Origin of the sequence: Gordonia polyisoprenivorans NBRC 16320 = JCM 10675, from assembly GCF_000241325.1 — a bacterium.
Taxonomy (GTDB): domain Bacteria; phylum Actinomycetota; class Actinomycetes; order Mycobacteriales; family Mycobacteriaceae; genus Gordonia; species Gordonia polyisoprenivorans.
The window spans coordinates 59,331-79,291 of the sequence record NZ_BAEI01000044.1 but is presented as its reverse complement, the minus strand read 5'-3'; the positions used below and the strand labels follow the sequence as shown (position 1 = coordinate 79,291).

Annotated in this window: 15 protein-coding genes and 1 tRNA gene; 5 read left to right on the top strand and 11 right to left on the bottom strand. The window is 67.4% G+C overall.

Annotated elements, in window-relative coordinates:
- Positions 1-34: 34 nt before the first annotated feature.
- Both GOPIP_RS12430 and GOPIP_RS12425 read right to left on the bottom strand, forming a co-directional pair.
- A tRNA-Gly gene (locus tag GOPIP_RS12430) sits at positions 35-108 on the bottom strand.
- An 82-nt stretch (positions 109-190) separates the two neighbouring features.
- Positions 191-808, bottom strand: a complete 618-nt coding sequence (locus GOPIP_RS12425; RefSeq protein ID WP_006370005.1) for a maleylpyruvate isomerase family mycothiol-dependent enzyme — start codon at positions 806-808, stop codon at positions 191-193.
- Positions 809-913: 105 nt separating this feature from the next.
- Here GOPIP_RS12425 and dcd point away from each other — a divergent pair, with 105 nt between their 5' ends.
- The 3 genes from dcd (at position 914) to GOPIP_RS12410 (ending at position 4,776) form a co-directional block, all read left to right on the top strand.
- On the top strand, positions 914-1,489 hold the full coding sequence (gene dcd, locus GOPIP_RS12420; protein WP_006370004.1) for a dCTP deaminase: 576 nt from the start codon (positions 914-916) through the stop codon (positions 1,487-1,489).
- 449 nt (positions 1,490-1,938) lie between these two features.
- Complete coding sequence (locus GOPIP_RS12415) at positions 1,939-3,375, top strand: UDP-glucose dehydrogenase family protein (protein ID WP_006370003.1); 1,437 nt, start codon at positions 1,939-1,941, stop codon at positions 3,373-3,375.
- Between the two features lie 111 nt (positions 3,376-3,486).
- A complete protein-coding gene (locus GOPIP_RS12410; protein WP_006370002.1) occupies positions 3,487-4,776 on the top strand; it encodes a hypothetical protein in 1,290 nt (429 codons plus the stop codon).
- Between the two features lie 35 nt (positions 4,777-4,811).
- On the opposite strand, the gene GOPIP_RS12405 is transcribed toward GOPIP_RS12410, so the two are convergent.
- Positions 4,812-5,582: a MerR family transcriptional regulator gene (locus GOPIP_RS12405; protein WP_006370001.1), complete on the bottom strand. Its 771-nt coding sequence runs from the start codon at positions 5,580-5,582 to the stop codon at positions 4,812-4,814.
- A 59-nt stretch (positions 5,583-5,641) separates the two neighbouring features.
- Positions 5,642-6,250, bottom strand: a complete 609-nt coding sequence (locus GOPIP_RS12400) for a TetR/AcrR family transcriptional regulator (RefSeq protein WP_006370000.1) — start codon at positions 6,248-6,250, stop codon at positions 5,642-5,644.
- A gap of 104 nt (positions 6,251-6,354) precedes the next feature.
- Here GOPIP_RS12400 and GOPIP_RS12395 point away from each other — a divergent pair, with 104 nt between their 5' ends.
- Positions 6,355-7,947: an MFS transporter gene (locus GOPIP_RS12395; protein ID WP_006369999.1), complete on the top strand. Its 1,593-nt coding sequence runs from the start codon at positions 6,355-6,357 to the stop codon at positions 7,945-7,947.
- Here GOPIP_RS12395 and GOPIP_RS12390 read toward each other — a convergent pair.
- The 6 genes from GOPIP_RS12390 to GOPIP_RS12365 form a co-directional block, all read right to left on the bottom strand.
- Complete coding sequence (locus GOPIP_RS12390; RefSeq protein ID WP_006369998.1) at positions 7,909-9,048, bottom strand: PDR/VanB family oxidoreductase; 1,140 nt, start codon at positions 9,046-9,048, stop codon at positions 7,909-7,911. The genes GOPIP_RS12395 and GOPIP_RS12390 overlap by 39 nt on opposite strands.
- Positions 9,049-9,062: 14 nt before the next feature.
- Positions 9,063-9,983: a metal-dependent hydrolase gene (locus GOPIP_RS12385; protein WP_006369997.1), complete on the bottom strand. Its 921-nt coding sequence runs from the start codon at positions 9,981-9,983 to the stop codon at positions 9,063-9,065.
- An 11-nt stretch (positions 9,984-9,994) separates the two neighbouring features.
- Positions 9,995-11,698, bottom strand: a complete 1,704-nt coding sequence (locus tag GOPIP_RS12380; protein ID WP_006369996.1) for an SDR family oxidoreductase — start codon at positions 11,696-11,698, stop codon at positions 9,995-9,997.
- Between the two features lie 136 nt (positions 11,699-11,834).
- Positions 11,835-13,088, bottom strand: coding sequence for a pyridoxal phosphate-dependent aminotransferase (locus tag GOPIP_RS12375; protein WP_006369995.1), 1,254 nt, complete (start codon positions 13,086-13,088; stop codon positions 11,835-11,837).
- A gap of 251 nt (positions 13,089-13,339) precedes the next feature.
- Positions 13,340-16,633 (bottom strand): (Fe-S)-binding protein, encoded by a 3,294-nt coding sequence (locus tag GOPIP_RS12370; RefSeq protein ID WP_020173236.1) that lies wholly within the window; start codon positions 16,631-16,633, stop codon positions 13,340-13,342.
- Between the two features lie 186 nt (positions 16,634-16,819).
- Positions 16,820-18,241: a WS/DGAT/MGAT family O-acyltransferase gene (locus tag GOPIP_RS12365; protein WP_035727905.1), complete on the bottom strand. Its 1,422-nt coding sequence runs from the start codon at positions 18,239-18,241 to the stop codon at positions 16,820-16,822.
- 138 nt (positions 18,242-18,379) lie between these two features.
- Here GOPIP_RS12365 and GOPIP_RS12360 point away from each other — a divergent pair, with 138 nt between their 5' ends.
- Positions 18,380-18,982, top strand: a complete 603-nt coding sequence (locus GOPIP_RS12360) for a SanA/YdcF family protein (RefSeq protein WP_050955262.1) — start codon at positions 18,380-18,382, stop codon at positions 18,980-18,982.
- Between the two features lie 28 nt (positions 18,983-19,010).
- Here GOPIP_RS12360 and GOPIP_RS12355 read toward each other — a convergent pair whose 3' ends face one another.
- Positions 19,011-19,910: an SGNH/GDSL hydrolase family protein gene (locus tag GOPIP_RS12355; RefSeq protein WP_244421146.1), complete on the bottom strand. Its 900-nt coding sequence runs from the start codon at positions 19,908-19,910 to the stop codon at positions 19,011-19,013.
- Positions 19,911-19,961: the final 51 nt, after the last annotated feature.

Sequence of the window (19,961 nt, the reverse complement as noted above, 5' to 3'; positions counted from 1 at the left end):
GTGCTCTTACCTGCGGTGATAGCAGGACCTACCGTGGAGCCGATGACGGGAATCGAACCCGCGTATTCAGCTTGGGAAGCTGATGTTCTGCCATTGAACTACATCGGCGTGCGGACCCGAGGACCCGCGACGGCAATGCTAGCAAAGGATCTGTCGAGCGCGTCGCAGCAGGTCGCGACATGCGGCGCGTTCAGGTCAGCGTCGCGACCCCGTCGCCGGTGAGATCGGCCATGGCGATGCCACGGCCTGTCATGACCAGCATCAACGACTCGGCGGGACCCCGGACATCGGGCCCGTCGCCGAAGGTCCAGTCGAGATCCGTCGCCACCCAGCGGACCGGGGCAACACCGTCGGTGAAGCCGCGCGACGCCTTGGGGGTGACGAGGAAGTCCAGGACGGTCCGACGACGGTCGGGATCGGTGGTCGACGGCAGACCGAGTGGTCGGCGGATGTCGGCTCCATGAATCACGATGTCGCTCAAGGGTGCAAGCGGTCCGTTGCCGGGCGGGGTGAATCGCTTGTCGGCCTTGTCGCGCAGCACTGCGGCCAGGTCGTCGTAACGCTGCGCGACCTTGGTCGTCACCGCGACGTTGGCCTTGTCGAAGTCGCCGAACGCGCGGATCATCGCGAGGACGATCGTCGGCGTCGATACCACCAGCGGCATCACCAGATGCGCCACGACGTCCCGACAGGTCCAGCCCGCGCACAACGACGGTGTGGCCCACTGTTCGTCGGTCAGCCCGCTCAGTTGGTCGGCCAGACGCCGACGCTCATCGGCGATCTCGGCGAAGAGCCGCCCGTCGTCCATGGGTAGTGACGGTACGTCTTCCCAGCGTCGCAGACGTAGCAGAACGTCACTCCCTGGGCGAACCTTCTGCTACGTCTGCGCACGCTGGTCCGATAGCCTCGCAGTGTGCTGCTCTCCGACCGCGACATCCATGCCGCCATCGACAGCGGGCGCCTCGCGCTGGACCCGTTCGACGCTGCTCTCGTCCAGCCGTCGAGCATCGATGTGCGCCTCGACGGGTTGTTCCGGGTGTTCAACAACACCCGCTACACCCACATCGACCCCGCACAGCGCCAGGACGAGCTGACGACCCTGGTCGAGCCGGCTCCGGGGGAGCCGTTCGTGCTTCATCCGGGCGAGTTCGTGCTCGGGTCGACGCTGGAGGTGTGCTCCCTGCCCGACGACCTCGCCGGCCGACTCGAGGGCAAGTCGTCACTGGGACGCCTCGGGCTGCTGACGCACTCGACCGCAGGGTTCATCGACCCGGGCTTCTCCGGTCACATCACCCTCGAGCTGTCGAATGTGGCGAACCTGCCGATCACGCTGTGGCCGGGGATGAAGATCGGGCAGCTCTGTCTACTGCGGCTGACCAGCGCCGCGCTGAATCCGTACGGAAGTGCCGCGGTCGGCTCGAAGTACCAAGGACAGCGGGGACCGACGCCGTCGAAGGCGTATCTGAACTTCGTGCGCGACGCCGACTGAAGGGCCGTGGGCGGGTTCCGGCGTCGGTGAGGGTGGTCTCGAGGTTCGTCGCTATCGCTCCTCTCACCTCGACCATCGGGGGAAGGCGTCGGCCTTCGGTGGAGGGGTGGTTCCGGCGTCGGTGAGGGTGGTCTCGAGGTTCGTCGCTATCGCTCCTCTCACCTCGACCGTCGGGGAAGGCGTCGGCGATCGGTGGAGGGGTGGTTCCGGCGTCGGTGAGGGTGGTCTCGAGGTTCGTCGCTATCGCTCCTCTCACCTCGACCATCGGGGGAAGGCGTCGACCATCGGGGGAGGCCTCGACCATCGGGGGAGGCCTCGATCGTCGGGGGAGGCGTCGGCCATCGGGAGGAAAATCGGCGAGAGCACGAGGGCGGGAGTTCACCGACGCGTCGCTGCGTCGCCACGCCATGGTGGGCTGTGCGCCCGACGCCGCGCGTACGTCTACTCCTATGAAGCTCACCGTGATCGGATGTGGTTACCTCGGCGCGACGCACGCGGCCTGCATGGCCGAACTCGGGCATGACGTCCTCGGGGTCGATGTCGACGCCGAGAAGGTCGCCCGCCTGCGCGCCGGTGAGGTGCCGTTCTTCGAGCCCGGACTCTCCGACATCTTGCGCCGCAACATCGCCGCCGGCCGCCTCGAGTTCTCGACGTCGATGCAAGCGGCCGCCGACCACGGCGACGTGCACTTCGTCGGTGTGGGCACCCCGCAACAGGCGCGCGGCTACGGCGCCGACACCTCACACGTCTTCTCGGCTGTGGAAACGCTCGCCGGGCTCGTGCGCGGCGAGCACCTGATCATCGGGAAATCGACTGTCCCGGTGGGAACCTCGGCCGAACTCGCCGAGCGGATCGCGGCGATCACCGGCGACCTCGCCGACGTCGAACTGGCATGGAGTCCGGAGTTCCTCCGCGAGGGATTCGCCGTCGAGGACACGCTGCGCCCCGATCGCATCGTCGTCGGCACCGACCCGGCGCATGATCCGTCGTCGAGCGCCGCGGTCGCGGTGATCGGCGAGGTGTACCGCGAGATCCTCGACACCGGCGTCCCGATGGTCACCACCGATTGGGCCACTGCGGAATTGGTGAAGACCTCCGCGAATGCCTTTCTGGCGACCAAGATCTCGTTCATCAATGCCGTCAGTGAATTGTGTGAGGTCGTCGGCGCCGACGTCTCGGCCCTGGCCGACGCCATCGGCTACGACAACCGGATCGGTCGACGATTCCTCAACGCCGGCTTGGGTTTCGGCGGTGGTTGCCTCCCCAAGGACATCCGCGCGTTCATGGCACGCGCCGAGGAGCTCGGCGCCGGGCGCACCTTGCGCTTCCTGCACGAGGTCGACGCGATCAACATGCGCAGGCGTGCGGCGATGGTCGATCTGATCGAGGACGCCTGCCCCGGTGATCTCATCGGTGCGAACATCGCGATCCTCGGCGCCGCATTCAAACCCGAGAGCGACGACGTCCGTGATTCGCCCGCCCTCTCGGTGGCCGGCCAGCTCGCGTTGCGGGGTGCGTCGGTGACGGTCTTCGATCCGAAGGCCTCCGACAACGCGCGTCGCATGTACCCGATGCTCCACTTCGCCGACACCGCGCGCGCCGCGGCCGCCGACGCCGACGTCCTCGCACTGGCCACCGAATGGGCCGAATTCGTCCACATGAGCCCCGATGAGTTCGACGGCGTCGTCGCGCACCGCGTCATCGTCGACGGCCGCCGATGCCTCGCGGCAGCGCAGTGGCGGGCAGCCGGTTGGGAGTATCGGGCCCTCGGCGGCGAGGTCCGCCGACCATCGCCGGTGACCACATCGGCGGAGGTCGCCGGGCCCGCCGACCGGATGACCGCTCTCTCATCGGTCCGGTCACGACGCGGTCACATGCTAAGTTGACAATCGATGGGCGCAGGGGGGCGTCCGGGCGACCGGGATTCATCCCGGTTCGACCGGGGTAATCGGTCGACGAGTGCCGCGCCCCCGACGACCGCAGGAATGTCACCCACGATGATCGAACAGTCACACACCGCAACCCGCGTGATCGACGCGGCTCTCACCGAGCCGGTCCGACAGCGGGTCTCCACCCTGGGCGCGCATGTCGCCGCGGTCGTGGACCTCGACGTCTCCGGAGCGGTGATCGTGGTCGCCGACACCGTCGATGACCAGGTACTTCTGGCTGCACCCCCGCTGCACGACATCACGCCGCGCGAGCTCGATCGCGCACTCGCCGACCACCTCGTCGCGGTCGGGCGGGTCAACCGCCCCACCGATGACGAGTGGCGCGACGAACTCCGCAAACTGGCCGGCCGGGCCCGCACCCGGCTCGCGGCGTCGGGCGGTGCGTTCATCATGGGTGAGCGGCAGGTCCGGCTGTTCCGCGTGACGCGACGCGACGTCGAGGTGGCCACCGCCGCGCTGGTCGCCGACCTCGCGGTACATCTCGACGGGGTGCTCGCGCAGACCGGGTCCACCGATGCACCCGTCGTGCTCACCACCACCCATACGCAGTGGCCCGGACTGCCCGCGATGCTCGCCGACGCGCGCCGCAAGCCGGTCATCGTCGTCGACGACGAGGCCAGCCTGCACACGCCGACCCATGGCGTGACACCGACGCCGTCCGGCGATTTCCCGACCCCCGGCCCGGTCAGCGGTGACGTCGTCAGCGTCGTGGAGCCCGCACCGATCGCCACAGGGCTTGCCACCGAGCCGCCTGCCGCCGAGCCGCCCGCCCCAGGGTCACTCGCCGCCGAGCAGTCCACGCCCGAGGTCGCCGACGCCGTCACCGAGGAGATCCTCACGGTGACCGACAAGATTCCGGTACTACACGGCGACGATCATCCCCACAGCGACGATCCACTTCACGAGGATTCCCTCTACGACCACGGTGTGTTTGCCGGTTCGGAGCTCCACGCGGCGGATCGCCGATGGTATTCGCGGCCGCGCTGGCTGCTCGGCGGTGCGGTGGCCGGGGTGCTGCTCGTCTTCGGGGCCGCGATGGCCGTGTCGTCCGCCGGTAGCTCGCCCGCACCGGCACCGCCTGCGGCCGCGGTCTCGACGACCACCGAGCAGGCCGCCGCGACGTCGTCGACGCCGACCTCGCCACCGCAGTTCGCCGACCCGTCAGATCTGGTGCAGGCGCGTCAACCCGCGGTCGTCTATACGACGCCACCGCCGCCTCCGCCGCCGGTTCAGACCAACTCGCGCACCCCCAACAACCCACCACGCCGGGCTCAGCCGCGACCCGCGCCCCGACTGACCATCCCGATCCCCGGTCGCCCGCCCATCGTCATTCCGTGAGGCGCGCGAGCCCGGCGAGTTCTGCGCCCAATGGTTCAGTCGGCGAGCTCGGGGTCCTGGCCGGATTCGCGTGCGGCGTCGAGGTAGTCGGCGAGCTGGCGTGCCATGTCCCGATCGAGTGCGCGGTCGAGCGCATTGTGCGCCGAAACCTGGCCTGAGCGACGGAGTTCGGTGAGGAGCCGGGTGGTCTTCTCGGACTCCTCGGCAGTCTGCGGAATCCACCCGTCGGCATGCCCCAGCGTCACCTGACGCCGGCCCGCGGAGATGAGGGTGTTCGCGGCGGCATCCATCGCGCGATCGAGTTCGGCGTGGACGTCGAGGATGTGACTCAGGGTGAGACCGAGCGCGACGAGGCGGCCGTATCCGGCGACGGTCTCGGGGTCGAGGATCACGTAACCCTTCGGGTCGGGATCGTCGGAGTCGGGCCGGATGAGGCCGAACTCGGTGAGCCGAGCGATGTTGTCGGGGTCGGTGGTGTGCAGCATCTCGGCGAGTTCGTCGGCGCTCACCGTCGCCGATTGCGTCGTCGACCACCGCTCGGAGACCACCTCGCGCAACCCGAGGACGTCGGCGAGGTCGTCGCCGCGCTGTACCCCGGTGAGGAATTCGCCGATGTGGCGAATCGTGAAACCACGCTTGAGCAGGTCGTTGATCACCTTCAGGCGCTTGAGGTGGGCATCGGTGTAGATGGCGATGCGCCCGCGTCGGAGCGGTCGCGGTAGCAGGCCACGGTCCTGATACCCGCGCACATTCCGGGTGGTCGTCCCGGCCGCGCGCGCCAGGTCGTCAATCCGGTATTCGGTCACGATTGCACATTCTCTCAGATGGGCCTCGACGTTCGGCCAGGTCGGCGAACTGCGAGTGGTCAGGGGCGCAGTCCGCGCGCGATCAGTGCGATCACCGCGCCATAGTTCTGCGCGGGATCGATGAAGGGTGGACCCGCGTCCGCCAACTCGAGGCTGACCGCGCCGTGGACACACGACCACACCTGCATCGCCAATTCCAGCGGGTCGCCCACCCGGATCACGCCCGCGACCTGACCGTAGCGAATCACGTCGGCGAGTGCGTCGAACGCCGACGCGGCGGCCTCGGTCGACGGATCGCAGTCCGCGGAGAACATCAGCGCGTAGAGCATCGGGTAATCGAGGGCGAACTGCCGGTAGGCCCGCCCGCTGTGGGCCAGTCGCTCGGTGGCGTCGGCCTCGGTGGTGGCAACGACCCGTCCCAACTCGACGAAGGCGTCGCTGACCAGGGCGTCGAGTAGTCCTTCCTTGCCGTCGAAGTGGTTGTAGACACCCATCGGCGCGACCCCCGCGGCCTTTGCGACCGCCCGCACGGTGAGGCCGTTGACCCCGTCGGTCTCGAGAATGCGGCGCCCGGCGCGGATCAGATTGGCGCGAACCTCGGTGGCAGGGGTGCGGCGCTGGGGTGAGGAAGCGCGCGTCGGAGAACCGGGGGTCGAGGGGCTGGCCATATTGACAACCTACTAGAACAGTGTTCTTCTTGTGTAGAACAACGTGCTACAACAATGGATCGCCGTTACAGAACTCTTCTGGCCGTTTCCCGAAAGGACGTGTGATGCGGACTCGTTGGTGGGCGCTGGGCGCCCTGTGCTTCGCCGAACTACTCGTGATGATCGACAACACGATCGTCAATGTCGCGCTGCCGACCATGTCGCGCGATCTCGACGCCGGCATCTCCGGACTGCAATGGATCGTCGACGCCTACACCCTCGTGTTCGCCGGTCTCCTCGTCACCGGCGGATATCTCGGTGACCGCTACGGGCATCGCCGGATGCTGCTGCTCGGCATCGCCGGATTCGTTGCCGTCTCGGCGCTCGCGGCCGAGTCGCAGACCCTGGGGCAGTTGATCACCGCCCGTGGCGGACTGGGACTCTTTGCCGCACTGGTCTTTCCGGCGACCCTGGCCCTCATCACCACGATCTTCGCCGAGGGGCGCGAACGTGCTGCGGCCGTGGGGGTCTGGGCGGCGACGTCGGGCGTGGCGGTCGCGATCGGCCCGGTGCTCGGTGGGTGGCTGCTCGAGCACTTCAGTTGGTCGTCGGTGTTCTGGGTGAACCTGCCGATGGGGGTGATCGCGGCGGCCGCGATCGTCGCCGTCGTACCCGGAACGCGTCCGACGACGGTGTCCCGCTTCGACATCGGCGGTCTGCTGCTGTCGATCGTCGGCCTCGGCCTGCTGGTCTATTCGCTGATCGAGGGGCCGCACTTCGGGTGGGGCGATCCGCGGACCATCGGTGGTCTCGCCGGTGCCGTGGTGGTGATCGGGCTGTTCATCTGGCGCCAACTCGTCATCGCACATCCGATTCTCGACGTCCGGCTCTTCGCCAATCGCCACTTCGCCACCGCCGCAGGCATGGTCAGCGTCGCATTCTTCGCACTGTTCGGATTCATCTTCCTCATCACCCAGTTCTTCCAGGCGGTCAAGGGATACGGCCCGCTCGACGCCGGTGTGCGCACACTGCCGTTCGCGGTGGTGATGGCCGTCTTCTCGCCGGTCGCGATGGCGCTGTCGCACCGCTTCTCGCCACGTCCGGTGGTGGTGGCCGGAGCGCTGCTGATGGCCGGCGGCTTCGCGCTGGTCGAATTCTCCACGCGTACTTCGGGTTATTGGGAACTGATCATCTGGTCGATGTCGCTGATGGCCATGGGATTGGCGTTCATCTCCGGCCCGTGTACGCAACTGATCATGGATGCGCTCAAGCCCGAACAGGCCGGTGCGGGCAGTGCCGTCAACGACACCACGCGCGAGGTCGGCGGCACGCTGGGGGTTGCGGTGCTCGGGTCGGTGCTCACCTCCGTCTACACCTCGGGGGTCGGGGACAAGCTTGCCGCGCTCGGAGTTCCCCATGCGGCGGGCGCCATCGCCGAACAGTCGGTGATGGCCGGTGTCGAGGTCGCCGGGCGGGCGCCGGGTGCCGCGGCCGACGCCATGCGCGCGGCCGTGCAAGACGTCTTCGTCGACGGGCTGCACTCGGCGGTGTGGGTCGCGGTGGCGATCACCGCGGCGGCCGCGGTGGCCGCAGCAGCGCTGTTACGGGGGCGCCGCGTGGCGTGTCGCCCTCCGCGGATTCCGTTGCCGGCGACAGTGATACCGCCGACGATGGGTTGGTCAGAGATCGAGCGTGAGGTGATCGCCCTGGGCGCGTGAGACGCAGGTCAGGATCTGACCTGCGTCGCGCTCGGGCTCGGTGAGGATGTTGTCGCGATGGTCGATCGCCCCGGCGAGGGTCCCGAGTTTGCAGGTTCCGCAGAAGCCCTGTCGACACGAGTACGGCACCGACGGGATCTCGCGCTGCACAGCAGAGAGCAGCGATTCGGTTGCACCGACCGTGATCTCGGCACCGGTGGAGGCGATGGTCGCGATGAACTCACGGCCGTTCTCCACCGGCGGTGGGGTGAATCGCTCATAGTGCAGCTCGATGTCGGGGCGGTCGGCGAGATGTCGGCGCAGACTTTCCAGCATCGGCACCGGGCCACAGCAGTACACCGCGAGACCCGATGGGGCACGACCGGTCTCGGGGTCGACGGCACCGAGGAGTGCGTCCATCGTCGGAAGTCCGTCGGCGTCGTCGGTGCGGATGGTCACCTTGTCGCCGAAGCGCGCGACCTCGTCACGGAACGGGATCGACTCGGGCGAGCGGCCGGTGTAGATCATCGACCAGTCCAGACCGAAGCGTTCGGCGGCGGCGAGCATCGGCAGGATCGGTGTGATCCCGATGCCCGCGGCGATGAACCGCAGCTTTGTCGCCGCGGAGCCATGACCCGGAAGCGAGATCGGAAAGGCGTTGCGCGGGCCCTTGATCGAGAGGAGATCACCGACCTTCAGCGTGTCGTGCACTTCGATCGATCCGCCACCGCCGTCGGGGATGCGGCGCACGGCGATGCGATAGGTGTACTGATCGGCGGGATCGCCGCACAGCGAATACTCACGCATCCGGCCCGACGGCAACAGCAGATCCAGGTGTGCCCCGGCGTGCCAGCGCTGCAGGAGCCCGCCGTCGGGGTCGGCGAAGGTCAGTGCGACGACGTTCTCGTCCTCGGCGACCACCTCACGGCCGACGACGCGCACCACGGTGATGCCGTTGTCGGCGACGGTGTCGTGCAGCGGCGACAACGGCCGCCACAGTGGCCACCAGATCTTCGAGATGGCCGTGCCGACGGTCAGCAACGGGTCGTGGCGCCAGCGCCCGTAGAGATGCGGTGGCGGAGAGGTCAACGTCGTCGTGTGGGGATGTGCGCGCTGGTTCATCTCGTCGCAGCTCCTCAGCTCGCGTTCCGGGCCGCCGGTGAGGCCGCCAGATAAGCGACGGCCTGTGCGGTGGAACCGATTTCGTTGGGGTGGAACCCCGGACGGAAGTAGCTGAAGGTCGAGAAGACGATCTTCCACAGCTTCGGCAGGACCCCGGCTCGCACCCCGCGGAAGTAGTGGTACTCGCGCTGGAAGAAGTTGTAGTCGATCGTCGGGTCGGACTTCATGATGAACCGGAACCCACGATTGACGAGCAGCAGCAAGACCGGCAGTGCCACCAGCATGGCCCGCCCGCGACGCAGGTAGCTGTCGCCGAAATACACCGCGACCTCGTGAGCGACCGCCCGATGTTCGACCTCTTCCGCGCCGTGCCAGGTGAACAGATCCGTCATCGCCGGGTCGGCGCCGTGCTCGACCCAGGTGTTGTTGAGCGCGAAGTCACCGAGGATGGCGGTGTAGTGCTCGAGCGCGGCGATCAGCCACAAACGTTCGATGAGGTGCTTCTGGCGCGCTGCCGGAGTGGCTTTCTCCAGTGGCCCCAACAACTTCCGGAAGATCCACTCCATCTGCCGACAGAACGGGCGCGGATCGATGCCGTGGTGGTCGAGGAACTCCCACAGCACGTGGTCGTGGGCCTCGGCATGCATGGCCTCCTGGCCGATGAATCCGCGCATCGTTGCGGCGAGCTCGTCGTCGCGCACCAGTGGCAGTGCCTCGTTGTAGGTCTGGACGAACCACCGTTCGCCCTCGGGGAGAAGGAGATTGAGAACGCTGATGAAGTTCGACGCGACCGGGTGTCCGGGAATCCAGTGCAGTGGTGTCTGCGTCCAGTCGAAAGCAACGTTGCGGGCATGCAGTTCGACGGGGCCGGGGTCGGACCCGTCGGCGTCGGCGGGCTCGCGGGAGTCGTTGATGGAATGGGCCTGGGCAGACATGATCGTTCCTTTCACGGTCGCGTCGCGCCGACGACCTGACGTCGGGCGATGACACGAGAGATCCACGGGGTGAAACGGTAGAGGCGATAACCGATCCGGGCTTCGGTTGTCACCGGCACCACGGCCTTGTCGGCTCGGATCGCTGTGACGATCTGTGTGGCGACCTCGTCGGCGTCCGGTGTGTCGCGCACGGTGGGGCAGATGGCGCTGACGCCGATGTGATGCTCGGCCAGCTCCGCGCGTAACGATTCGCTGTAGAGCAACACCCCGGCCTTGGCCGCGGCGAAGATGCCCAGCCCCCGTTGCGGGGTGAAGGCCGCCGCGGACGCGAGATTGACGATGTGGCCGCCGGTTCCGCGGGTCACCATCTGTCGGCCGAACTCCCGGCACCCGGTGAGGACACCGCGAAGATCGATCTCCAACAGGCGATCGATCTGTTCGTCGGTGGCGTCGAGCGACGATCCGGAGAGCCCGATCGCGGCGTTGTTCACGACGATGTCGGGGACCCCGTGCTCACGCTCGACGTCCTTCGCGAAGTCGATGAAGGCGTCGGTGTCGGCGACGTCGAGGTGGTATACCGCTGTGGCCGAGCCGCTTTCCTTGCACAGGCGGGCGGTCACCTCGGCGCCTGTGGTGTCGATGTCGGCGAGGACGACGTCGCATCCGAGTTCGGCGAGGGCCCGTGCCGTTTCGCGGCCGATACCGCTGCCCGCTCCGGTGATGACCGCGAGCCGGCCCGTGAACGCCTGCCCGGGGCCGAAACGTCGTGTTCGCGAAAAGCTCTCGGGGACGAGACGATCGCCGTCGAGGGTGGCGAGGAGGTTGTGTACGTTCTCGGCGATGTAGGCGGGGTGCGTCGAGGGCAGCCAATGCCCGGTCGCGGCGTCGCGGCGCCACAGCCGGGTGACGTAGCGGTGGGTGGTCGAGAACGTTGCCGGACGGATCGCGAAGTCGCGGGTGTTGAGCAGTTCGAGAACCGGTACCGCGACCGTACGCGGGGACGGGAACAGCAGGCGCCGAAGGATGTTGGCGCGGTAATACCGGACCCCGGAGTTCATGTCGCGGCGTAGCGTCGGGGCGGTGGTGATCGCATCGCGCGGTGTGCCGTCCATCAGATGCAGGAACTCGCGCCACACCCGCGGGGAGCCGAGAACTCCGAGAAACAGTCGAGGCAGCACCGGTAGATGGAACAGGCCGATGTAGGTGGAGCTGACCATCTGCGAGATGGAGGTGCCCAGATTGCGTGGCGTCGGGTGAGTGATGTTGTGGCGCAACAAGGCTCCGACGTGGTCGAGGCTCGGCCCGGAGATCGAGGTGAACGATGCGATCTGCGTTGCGGCGCCGCTGCGCGAGACGGCCTCCCAACTCTGGATGGATCCCCAGTCGTGGGCAACGACGTGAACCTTGCCGCCCGGGTTGACCGCGGCCGCCACGGCGAACAGATCGTCGGCGAGATTCTCGATCCGATACGCCGACACCGGCAGCGGGCGATCGCTGTCACCCATGCCGCGGGTGTCGTAGGCGAAGACCCGAGCGTGACGGGCCAGATGGGAGGCGACGCCGTCCCACACCACGTGGGTATCGGGCCAACCGTGCACGAGAAGGATTGTCGGCGCGTCGTCGTCGGTGGCGGTGCCGTCGTCGGCGACCGCCTCGAACAGCGCGAGGTTCACCCCTGCGCTGTTGACGTTTCTGCGCCGCTTCCAACTCACCATCGACTCCTCGATCCCCTGGATGGGAGTACACGTTACCAACGGTTACAGGAATAGCCAATGGGCAGGCTCTGCATACGAGAACACCGACGTCCGGGGCTCGGACGTCGGTGTGTCGGTACCTGTGACTGCGGGTTGGCTACTGGCGGTACGAGGAGAGGAAGTTGCCGATCCGCTCGATCGCCTCGCCGAGCTCACGCGCCCACGGCAGGGTGACGATCCGGAAGTGATTGTGGTCGTCGAGGTTGAAGCCGGTGCCCTGCACCACGAGGATCTTCTCCTGTAGCAGAAGATCCTGGACGAACAGCTCGTCGTTGTGGATCTGGTGGACCTCGGGGTCGAGATGGGGGAAGGCATACAGCGCGCCGCTGGGTTTGACGCAACTGACGCCGGGGATCTGATTGAGCTTCTCCCACGTGACGTTGCGCTGCTCGTACAGCCGTCCGCCCGGCTCGACGAGCGCGTCGATGCTCTGATACCCGCCGAGGGCCACCTGAATCGCGTGCTGGCCGGGCACGTTGGAACACAATCGCGTCGAGGCGAGGATGCCGAGGCCCTCGATGAAGCCCTGCGCGTGCTCCTTCGGGCCGGTGAGGACCACCCAGCCGGCGCGATAACCGCACACGCGGTAGGCCTTGGAGAGCCCATTGAAGGTGAGGCACAACAGATCCGGGGCCAACGAGGCGATGTTGGTGTGGACGGCGTCGTCGTAGAGGATCTTGTCGTAGATCTCGTCGGCCAGGATCAGCAGCGAATGTCTGCGCGCGATGTCGGCCAGTTTTTCGAGCACCTCGCGTGAGTAGACCGCGCCCGTCGGGTTGTTCGGGTTGATGATCACAAGGGCCTTGGTGCGGTCGGTGATCTTGGCCTCGACGTCCTCGATGTCGGGGTTCCAGCCGTTGCTCTCGTCGCACCGATAGTGCACCGGCTGACCGCCGGACAGCGCGGTCATCGCGGTCCAGAGTGGATAGTCCGGTGCCGGGATGAGGACCTCGTCGCCGTCGTTGAGCAGCGCCTGCATCGTCATCGTGATCAGCTCGGAGACACCGTTGCCGAGGATCACGTCGTCGACGTCGAAGTACGGGAAGTCGGGGATGAGCTCATAGCGCGTCACGACGGCCCGCCGGGCGGACAGCACGCCCGCGGACTCGGAGTACCCCTGGGAGTAGGGCAGGGCGTGGATCATGTCGCGCATGATGACATCGGGGGCCTCGAAGCCGAACAGCGCCGGGTTGCCGATGTTGAGCTTCATGATCCGGTGGCCCTCGGCCTCCAACCGGGCCGCGTGCGCGTGCACCGGCCCCCTGATCTCGTAGCACACGTTCTGCAGCTTCAGGGACTGCTCGAGCGGCTTGAGGTTCTGGTTCAGGTGGGATACGTAAGGCCTACTCACGGGTTCAATTGTCGCAGCCGCAGGCAAATCGATTTCTCGGGGTTGGTGAGCGCGCTCGCGGCGCCCCCTGTTTCGCCGACAGCGCCCTCTGTTTTCGCCGACGGCGCCCAGTAAACCCGCGACGGCGCCCTTCATTTCGCCGACAGCGCTCCTCATGGCGTCGACAGCGCCCTTCGACGAGCCGAAAGCAACGAGCCCGCCCGGAATTCACCGGGCGGGCTCGTTGTGAGCGGATATTCAGGCGTCGATCGTCACGACCGGTGACCGGGCCGCTTCTTGCCCGCGGCCAATCCGAAGCCCTTGGCCTTCGACGCACCGACCTCGCCGATCGTCCGATCGTCCGATGTTGATCCGTTGGACGCCGATCCGTCGGACGACGCCGCCGGGGTTTCGTCCTCGGCAGGCGCCGTTGGCTCCTCGGCAGGCGCCGTCGCGGCTTCTTCGGGCGCTGTCGGCTCCTCATCGGGCGCTGTCGCGGATGCGGCGGGTGCGGCTGCGGCCTTCGCCCCGGGGCGCTTCTTGCCTGCGGCCATACCGAAGCCCTTGGCCTTGGCGGTACTCGCCTCGGTCACCGCGCTCACCGTGCCGGCCGACTCGGTGTCGGCGGTTGCCGCGGCGTCGGGCGCGGAATCGGCGTCGTCCACCTGGTTTTCCGCGGGTGCGGTCACTCCGGCGTCGGCAGCGGCCGCATTCGGTTGCGCCGGGGCCTTTGCAGCGCCCCCGGGCTTCTTCATGGGCTTCTTGCCGCCACTCATCGCAAAGCCCTTGGCGGCGGCCTTCTTCGGAGCACCGCTGGTCTCACCGGATTCGGTGGCGGCGTCGGCGACCGCGGCCGACGACTCCTGCTCGGCCGGTGCGGGCGCAGCGGACTTCGCGGCGGCACCGGGCTTCTTGCCGCCCTTCATCCCGAATCCCTTGGCGGCGGGTTTCTTTTCGGCTGCTGCGGTCTCGGTCGAGCCGGCGTCGGCAGCAGGCGCCGGGGCCGAGCTCGCGGCGGCGCCCGGCTTCTTGCCGCCCTTCATCCCGAATCCCTTGGCCGCGGGCTTCTTTTCGGCCGCAGCGGCGTCACCCGAGCCGGCCTCAGCCGAATCCGCGGGGGCGGCCTTGGCGGCACCGGGCTTCTTGCCGCCCTTCATACCCAGGCCGACCTTCGGCTTCGGCTTGGCCTCGGTCGTGGTACCGGCAGATGCGGCGGCCGCGGCGGGAGCCTTCTCCTCCTCGGGTTCGGGTTCCGGCTCCGGTGCCGGCTTGGGAATCGGACCGAGGAAACGTCCACCACGCTTGACCTCGGGGGCCCCACGCGTGACCGACTCGAGCAGCAACTGTGCGACGTCGACGACCTCGACCTTGCCCTCGTTCTCGGTGCCCGAGGTTCGGGCGGTCACCCCGTCGGTGAGCATCACGCGGCAGAACGGGCAACCGGTGGCGACCTTCTGCGGGACGTCGCCGCCGATCTTGTCGCCGAGGGTGTCGAGTGCCTCGTCGACCCGGTCGATGTTGATGCGCTTGCCGATCTGCTCTTCCATCCACATGCGGGCGCCACCGGCGCCGCAGCACATGGACCGTTCGCCGTGGCGCGGCATCTCCCGCAGGTTCGACCCGGAGGCCGCCATCAGCTCGCGCGGGGCGTCGTAGACCTTGTTGTGGCGACCGAGGTAGCAGGGGTCGTGGTAGGTCACGCCCTCACCGAGCGGCGCGACGGGGACCAGACGCTTCTCCCGGACCAGGCGGTTCAGCAACTGGGTGTGATGCACGACCTCGTATGTCGCGCCCAGTTGCGGGTACTCGTTGCCCAGCGCGTTGAAACAGTGCGCACAGGTGACGACGATCTTCTTGCGCTGCTGCGGAGCCGTCGAGAAGACCTCGTTCATCATCTCGATGTTCTGCTGCGCCAGCATCTGGAACAGGAACTCGTTGCCCGCGCGGCGAGCCGAGTCACCGGTACAGGTCTCACCCTCGCCGAGGACCAGGAAGTTCACCGCGGCGATGTCGAGCAGCTCGGCGACGGCCTTGGTGGTCTTCTTTGCGCGGTCCTCGTAGGCGCCGGCACAACCCACCCAGAACAGGTACTCGAAGCCCTCGAACGATTCGACGTCCTGGCCGAACACCGGGATCTCGATGTCCATCTCGTCGATCCAGTTGGTGCGCGCCGAGGAGTTCTGGCCCCACGGGTTGCCCTTGTTCTCCAGGTTCTTGAACATGCCCGCGAGCTCGGTCGGGAAGTCCGACTCGATGAGCACCTGGTAGCGGCGCATGTCGATGATGTGGTCGACGTGCTCGATGTCGACCGGGCACTGCTCCACACACGCCCCGCAGGTGGTGCAGCTCCACAGGGTTTCGGTGTCGATGACCGCACCGAGTTCACCGTCGATCGCCCCGGTGCCGGCCGACTCGCCGACCAGCTTGCGGGCGGCCTCGGCACGCGCGGCCTCGGGGATCTTGGCGAGCTTGGCCTCGTCGGGATTGCCGTCGGCGTCGACGAGACCCACCTCGTCGCCACCCATGTCGGTGCGGCCACCGGCGATCAGGTAGGGCGCCTTGGCCTGCGCGTGATCGCGCAGCGACATGATGAGCAGCTTGGGGCTCAACGGTTTTCCGGTGTTCCATGCCGGGCACTGGCTCTGGCAACGGCCGCACTCGGTACACGTGGTGAAGTCCAACCACGCCTTCCAGGAGAAGTCCTCGGCCTTGCCGGCACCGAAGGCGTCGACGTCGGGGTCGGCGGTCTCCATGTCGAGGACCTTGCCCGCCGACATCATCGGCTTGGCCGCACCCAGTGCGACACCGCCGTCGGCCTCGCGCTTGAGATAGATGTTGAAGAACGCGGCAAAGCGGTGCCAGGCCACACCCCAGTCGATGTTGGAGCCCACCACGGCCAGCCAGATCATGCCGCTCATTAGCTTGATGACCGCGGCACCGGTGACCCAGTACTCCGAGGACCCTTCGAAGAGCTGGGCGAAGTAGTGGGTGAAGAAGGAGGTCCAGATGGGCGGATTCTCGAGGCCGGCCGAGATCTTGAAGGTCTTGACGAAGACCATGCCCAGACCCTCGAGCAGCACCACCCACTCGACGAAGTACGCGGCACCAAAACGGGAGCCGGAGAAGCGCGACAGGCGCTCGGGTACCCGCGGGTGATTGAGCTGGCGGATGATCATCAGCACGGTGATGCCGATGACGGTGCCGAGGCCGAGGACCTCGTCGGCGAAGATGTAGATGTTCCAGGCGCCGATGACCGGCCAGTGGAAGTGCGGGTCGAAGATCTGCCCGTAGGCCTCGAACCAAAAGATCGCGCCGATGAGGAAGCCGAACATCACCAGCCAGTGCGCCCAGCCGACCGTTCGGAACTTCACCATCCGGGTGTGGCCGACGAACTCCTTGAGCATCGTCCACAGTCGCGGGAGGATCGGGAAGTAGCGTGAACTGTCGACGCGCTGGCCCTGTGCGATGGCGCGGATCATTGTCCACACGCCGCGCAGGAACAACGCCCAGCAGAACAGGCTGATGACCGCGGCAATCGTGCCGATGGTGATCGTCGTGGCATTCACGGCGTCACGGCCCCTCTCTGGTTGTCTAGAGACCTTCCGGCGCGGGCTGACGTGCGCGGGGTCCGACGTCTACTACGGGTAACCGTAATTGCTGAGGACGTGCAAGCGCTGCCAAGGCTGACCTAAGTAACGTTCGGTCGGTCTTCGGAGTTGTCCAGAAAAGAATACCCGCCGGTAACTTACTGTCTAGTCAGTACCGGCGGGTGTGACATTTGCGACCTTCTCGAGTTCCTCGAGGGCGGTGTCGAGATGGGTCAGCAGCCGCTGCAGGCTCGGCAATTCCTTACGGGCGCCGATCAGGCCGAAGTTCACGTGCTCGGCGGTCGTGGTGACGGTGATGTTGAGCGCGAGGCCCTCCATGGCGACCGACACCGGGTAGACGCCGTCGAGGCGGGCGCCATTCCAGTACATGTGCTCACTCGGGCCCGGCACGTTGCTGATGATGATGTTGAACTGCGGCGGCGTGTACCGCACGAAGCCGGGGATGGTGGCGAACGCCAGCGAGGCGATCGTCGCGGCGCCGTACGCGAGCGCCTGGAGCGGGGCGAGTCCGCGGATCACCTTCTTCGACTCGCGCATCGAATTCACCAGGGTGTGCAGCCGACGCTCGGGATCGGGCTGATCGGTGGCCATGTTCGCCAGGATCGCGGTGATCGAGTTGCCGTCCTTGCCGTCGGGGCCACCGAGGTGCATCGACACCGGGACCGCGGCGATCAGTGGCGCCGACGGCAGGGCGTCGCGGTCGATCAGATAGGACCGCAGCGCACCCGAGCACATGGCGATGACCACGTCGTTGAGGGTGATGTCCATCTGCTGGGCGACCGCCCGCAGGCGCTCGGTGGGCCACTGCTGGGCGGCGAACCTGCGTGCACTGCCGATCGGGACGTCGAGGATCGTCTTGGGTGCCGGACGGAACGGTGCGGCGAAGTCCTTGTTGGTCATCGCCGTCCACGCGATCTTGGTGGTGGCGGGGACCATGCCGACGAGCTGTCCGCCGACCTCGAGAGCCGCACCCGCCAGTCCCATCGCGCCGGACAGGCCGGGGATGCGGGAGGGGCTCGGCGCCTTGGGTTTACGGGATCGCCGATAGAGCGCCGGATCCCACGGCGCCGACCCGCTCCGGTCGTCGGGATCGGTGGACAGGGTCCGTTGCAGCATCCGCAGCGCCGAGACGCCGTCGATGAGCGAGTGATGGATCTTCGTGTAGAGCGCGACGCGGCCGTCGTCGAGACCCTCGACGATGTGCACCTCCCACATCGGACGATTGCGATCGAGCAGCGCGCTGTGGTGCAGCGACACGTAACGCAGCAGCTCGCGGACGCGGCCGGGCCGGGGTAGAACGGCGCGGCGCACGTGGTAGTCGAAGTCGATCTCCTCGTCGAACGACCACGCCGTATATCCCATGACGCTGGCCGGACTCGCCGGGCGCTTGCGGAACAGTGAATGCAGCTCGGTGCAGGCGTAGAACCGCTCGACCATCTCCTCGGCCAGCTCGTTCGACGACTGGCCCTCGCGCGGGACGAACAGCTGCAGCCCTCCGACGTGCATCGGCTGCTCGCGGGTCTCGGCGATGAGAAACATCGATTCCGTGATCGGCATGTACGGCATGCGGGCCACCCCCTCCTGCTGACTCGAACTGTGGCTGGGATCACACTACCGCCTCTTGCGGCAGGCGCCCACACGAGATCCATCGACGCAGGCCAAAGGTCCCGGGTGCCCGTTGGCGGGTCGGGCTACGGTGGGCGGGTGGATCTGCGGAGCGCGGCCCGGCGTGCGATCCCGGTGGCGCTGATCGTCGTCGAACTCGTCGTCACCATCGCGGCGACATGGGTGTTCGTCGCTGCCCATGGTCGTGTGCTGGCGCCGGATCGGGTGCCCCGCGGCTCGACGGTTGTCGTCTTCGGATCCCTGGTCTCCGATGGTGATCCCGGCGACTACGTCCGGGGCCGTCTCGACACCGCGCTGGACCTGTACCGATCCGGTGCGGTTGGTCGGATCATCAACTCCGGCAACGGTTCTGCCGATGCCGGTGACGAGCCCGCGGTGATGCGCGCCTATCTCGAACAGCGGGGTGTGCCGTCGGGGGTGATCGTCGACGATCCCGCGGGGTTCGATACCGCGGACACCTGTCGACGCCTGCGCACGGTGTACGGCGTCGATCGTCCGGTGCTCATCACGCAGGACTTCCACATCCCGCGTGCGATTGCGTTGTGCCGCAGTCTCGGTGTCGACGCCACCGGTGTGGATGCGCGGTGCGAGTGCTCGGTGATCACGCAGGCGCGCAACGTGATCCGTGAGGCGCTGCTCGCACGACCCAGAGCACTGGTGACGGCGGTGACCGGATGGTGACGGCGACGATCCGGTTCTGTAGTGCCGATCAGGTTGTGCCGCGCGCCGATTCGGACACCAAGTCGGCGATTGCCACCTTGCCCGCCGGAGTCTCGTGATAGGGGGCCGGCCCCTGGTATCCGAGCAGCCACGGAACCGGTGAGCACACCCCGTGGTCTCGCCCGGCCGTCGACACCGCCACGACGCGCGCGTCACCGCGTTTCGACGCGGTCGTGATGGCGGCGTTCAGCCCGCGATACACGGCGTCGGTTTCGGCCTGCTGCTCGGTGGTCAAGGGCAGCAGGTCGCACTGCGTGCCGTCGACGAGCGGGAGATAGTCGACGAACAGGACCGACGCCCGCGGCGCACGCTGGTGGATCACACGCAGCATGCGGACCAGATCGTCGGTGAGATGGGCGAATTCGCGCACACCCGGTGGTGGGGAGGGCTTGGCATTGCAGTGGTCGGGTCGTACCCCGACGACCGGGCCGACCGCCTGGCAACTGTAGGCCATGACTCGACCGACGTAGTGGATGTTGTTGCCGCCCACCGTGACGGTCACCAGCGAGGTGTCGGGGGTGAGCACGTCGACCTGTGGTCGACTCGCCCGTCCCGGTTGGGCGCGGTCGATGACGTCGGCCACGACGGCGCCCGAGCAACTCGCGTCGGTGAGTGTGAGTCCGAGGCGCCGCGCGACCAGACTGGGATAGTTGTCGGCCGAGCGCATGCACCGCTTGTCGGTCAGCCGCGTCCCACCCGGTCCCGCCGCATATGAACTTCCCAGCGCCACATACTTCTTCGTCGGTGGCGCCGATGGTGAGGGCGATCCACGCGGCGGTGATGCCGGGCCTGCCGATTCGGGTGCGCCGCACGCCGCGACGAGACCCGCGAGGATCACCAGGAGCGTGACGAGGTACCGAGTGGTGTGGTGTGTCCCCGATGACGTCACGGGTCCATTGTGCATTCGCGCGGCTGTGCGGACGGAATGCCTCGCCCGGAG

What these genes read in the sequence shown, in the direction of transcription:
- GOPIP_RS12425 (WP_006370005.1), bottom strand. Translation starts at nt 808, where the DNA reads ATGGACGACGGGCGGCTCTTCGCCGAGATCGCCGATGAGCGTCGGCGT.
- GOPIP_RS12415 (WP_006370003.1), top strand. Translation starts at nt 1,939, where the DNA reads ATGAAGCTCACCGTGATCGGATGTGGTTACCTCGGCGCGACGCACGCG.
- GOPIP_RS12410 (WP_006370002.1), top strand. Translation starts at nt 3,487, where the DNA reads ATGATCGAACAGTCACACACCGCAACCCGCGTGATCGACGCGGCTCTC.
- GOPIP_RS12400 (WP_006370000.1), bottom strand. Translation starts at nt 6,250, where the DNA reads ATGGCCAGCCCCTCGACCCCCGGTTCTCCGACGCGCGCTTCCTCACCC.
- GOPIP_RS12395 (WP_006369999.1), top strand. Translation starts at nt 6,355, where the DNA reads ATGCGGACTCGTTGGTGGGCGCTGGGCGCCCTGTGCTTCGCCGAACTA.
- GOPIP_RS12390 (WP_006369998.1), bottom strand. Translation starts at nt 9,048, where the DNA reads ATGAACCAGCGCGCACATCCCCACACGACGACGTTGACCTCTCCGCCA.
- GOPIP_RS12385 (WP_006369997.1), bottom strand. Translation starts at nt 9,983, where the DNA reads ATGTCTGCCCAGGCCCATTCCATCAACGACTCCCGCGAGCCCGCCGAC.
- GOPIP_RS12380 (WP_006369996.1), bottom strand. Translation starts at nt 11,698, where the DNA reads ATGGTGAGTTGGAAGCGGCGCAGAAACGTCAACAGCGCAGGGGTGAAC.
- GOPIP_RS12365 (WP_035727905.1), bottom strand. Translation starts at nt 18,241, where the DNA reads ATGCCGTACATGCCGATCACGGAATCGATGTTTCTCATCGCCGAGACC.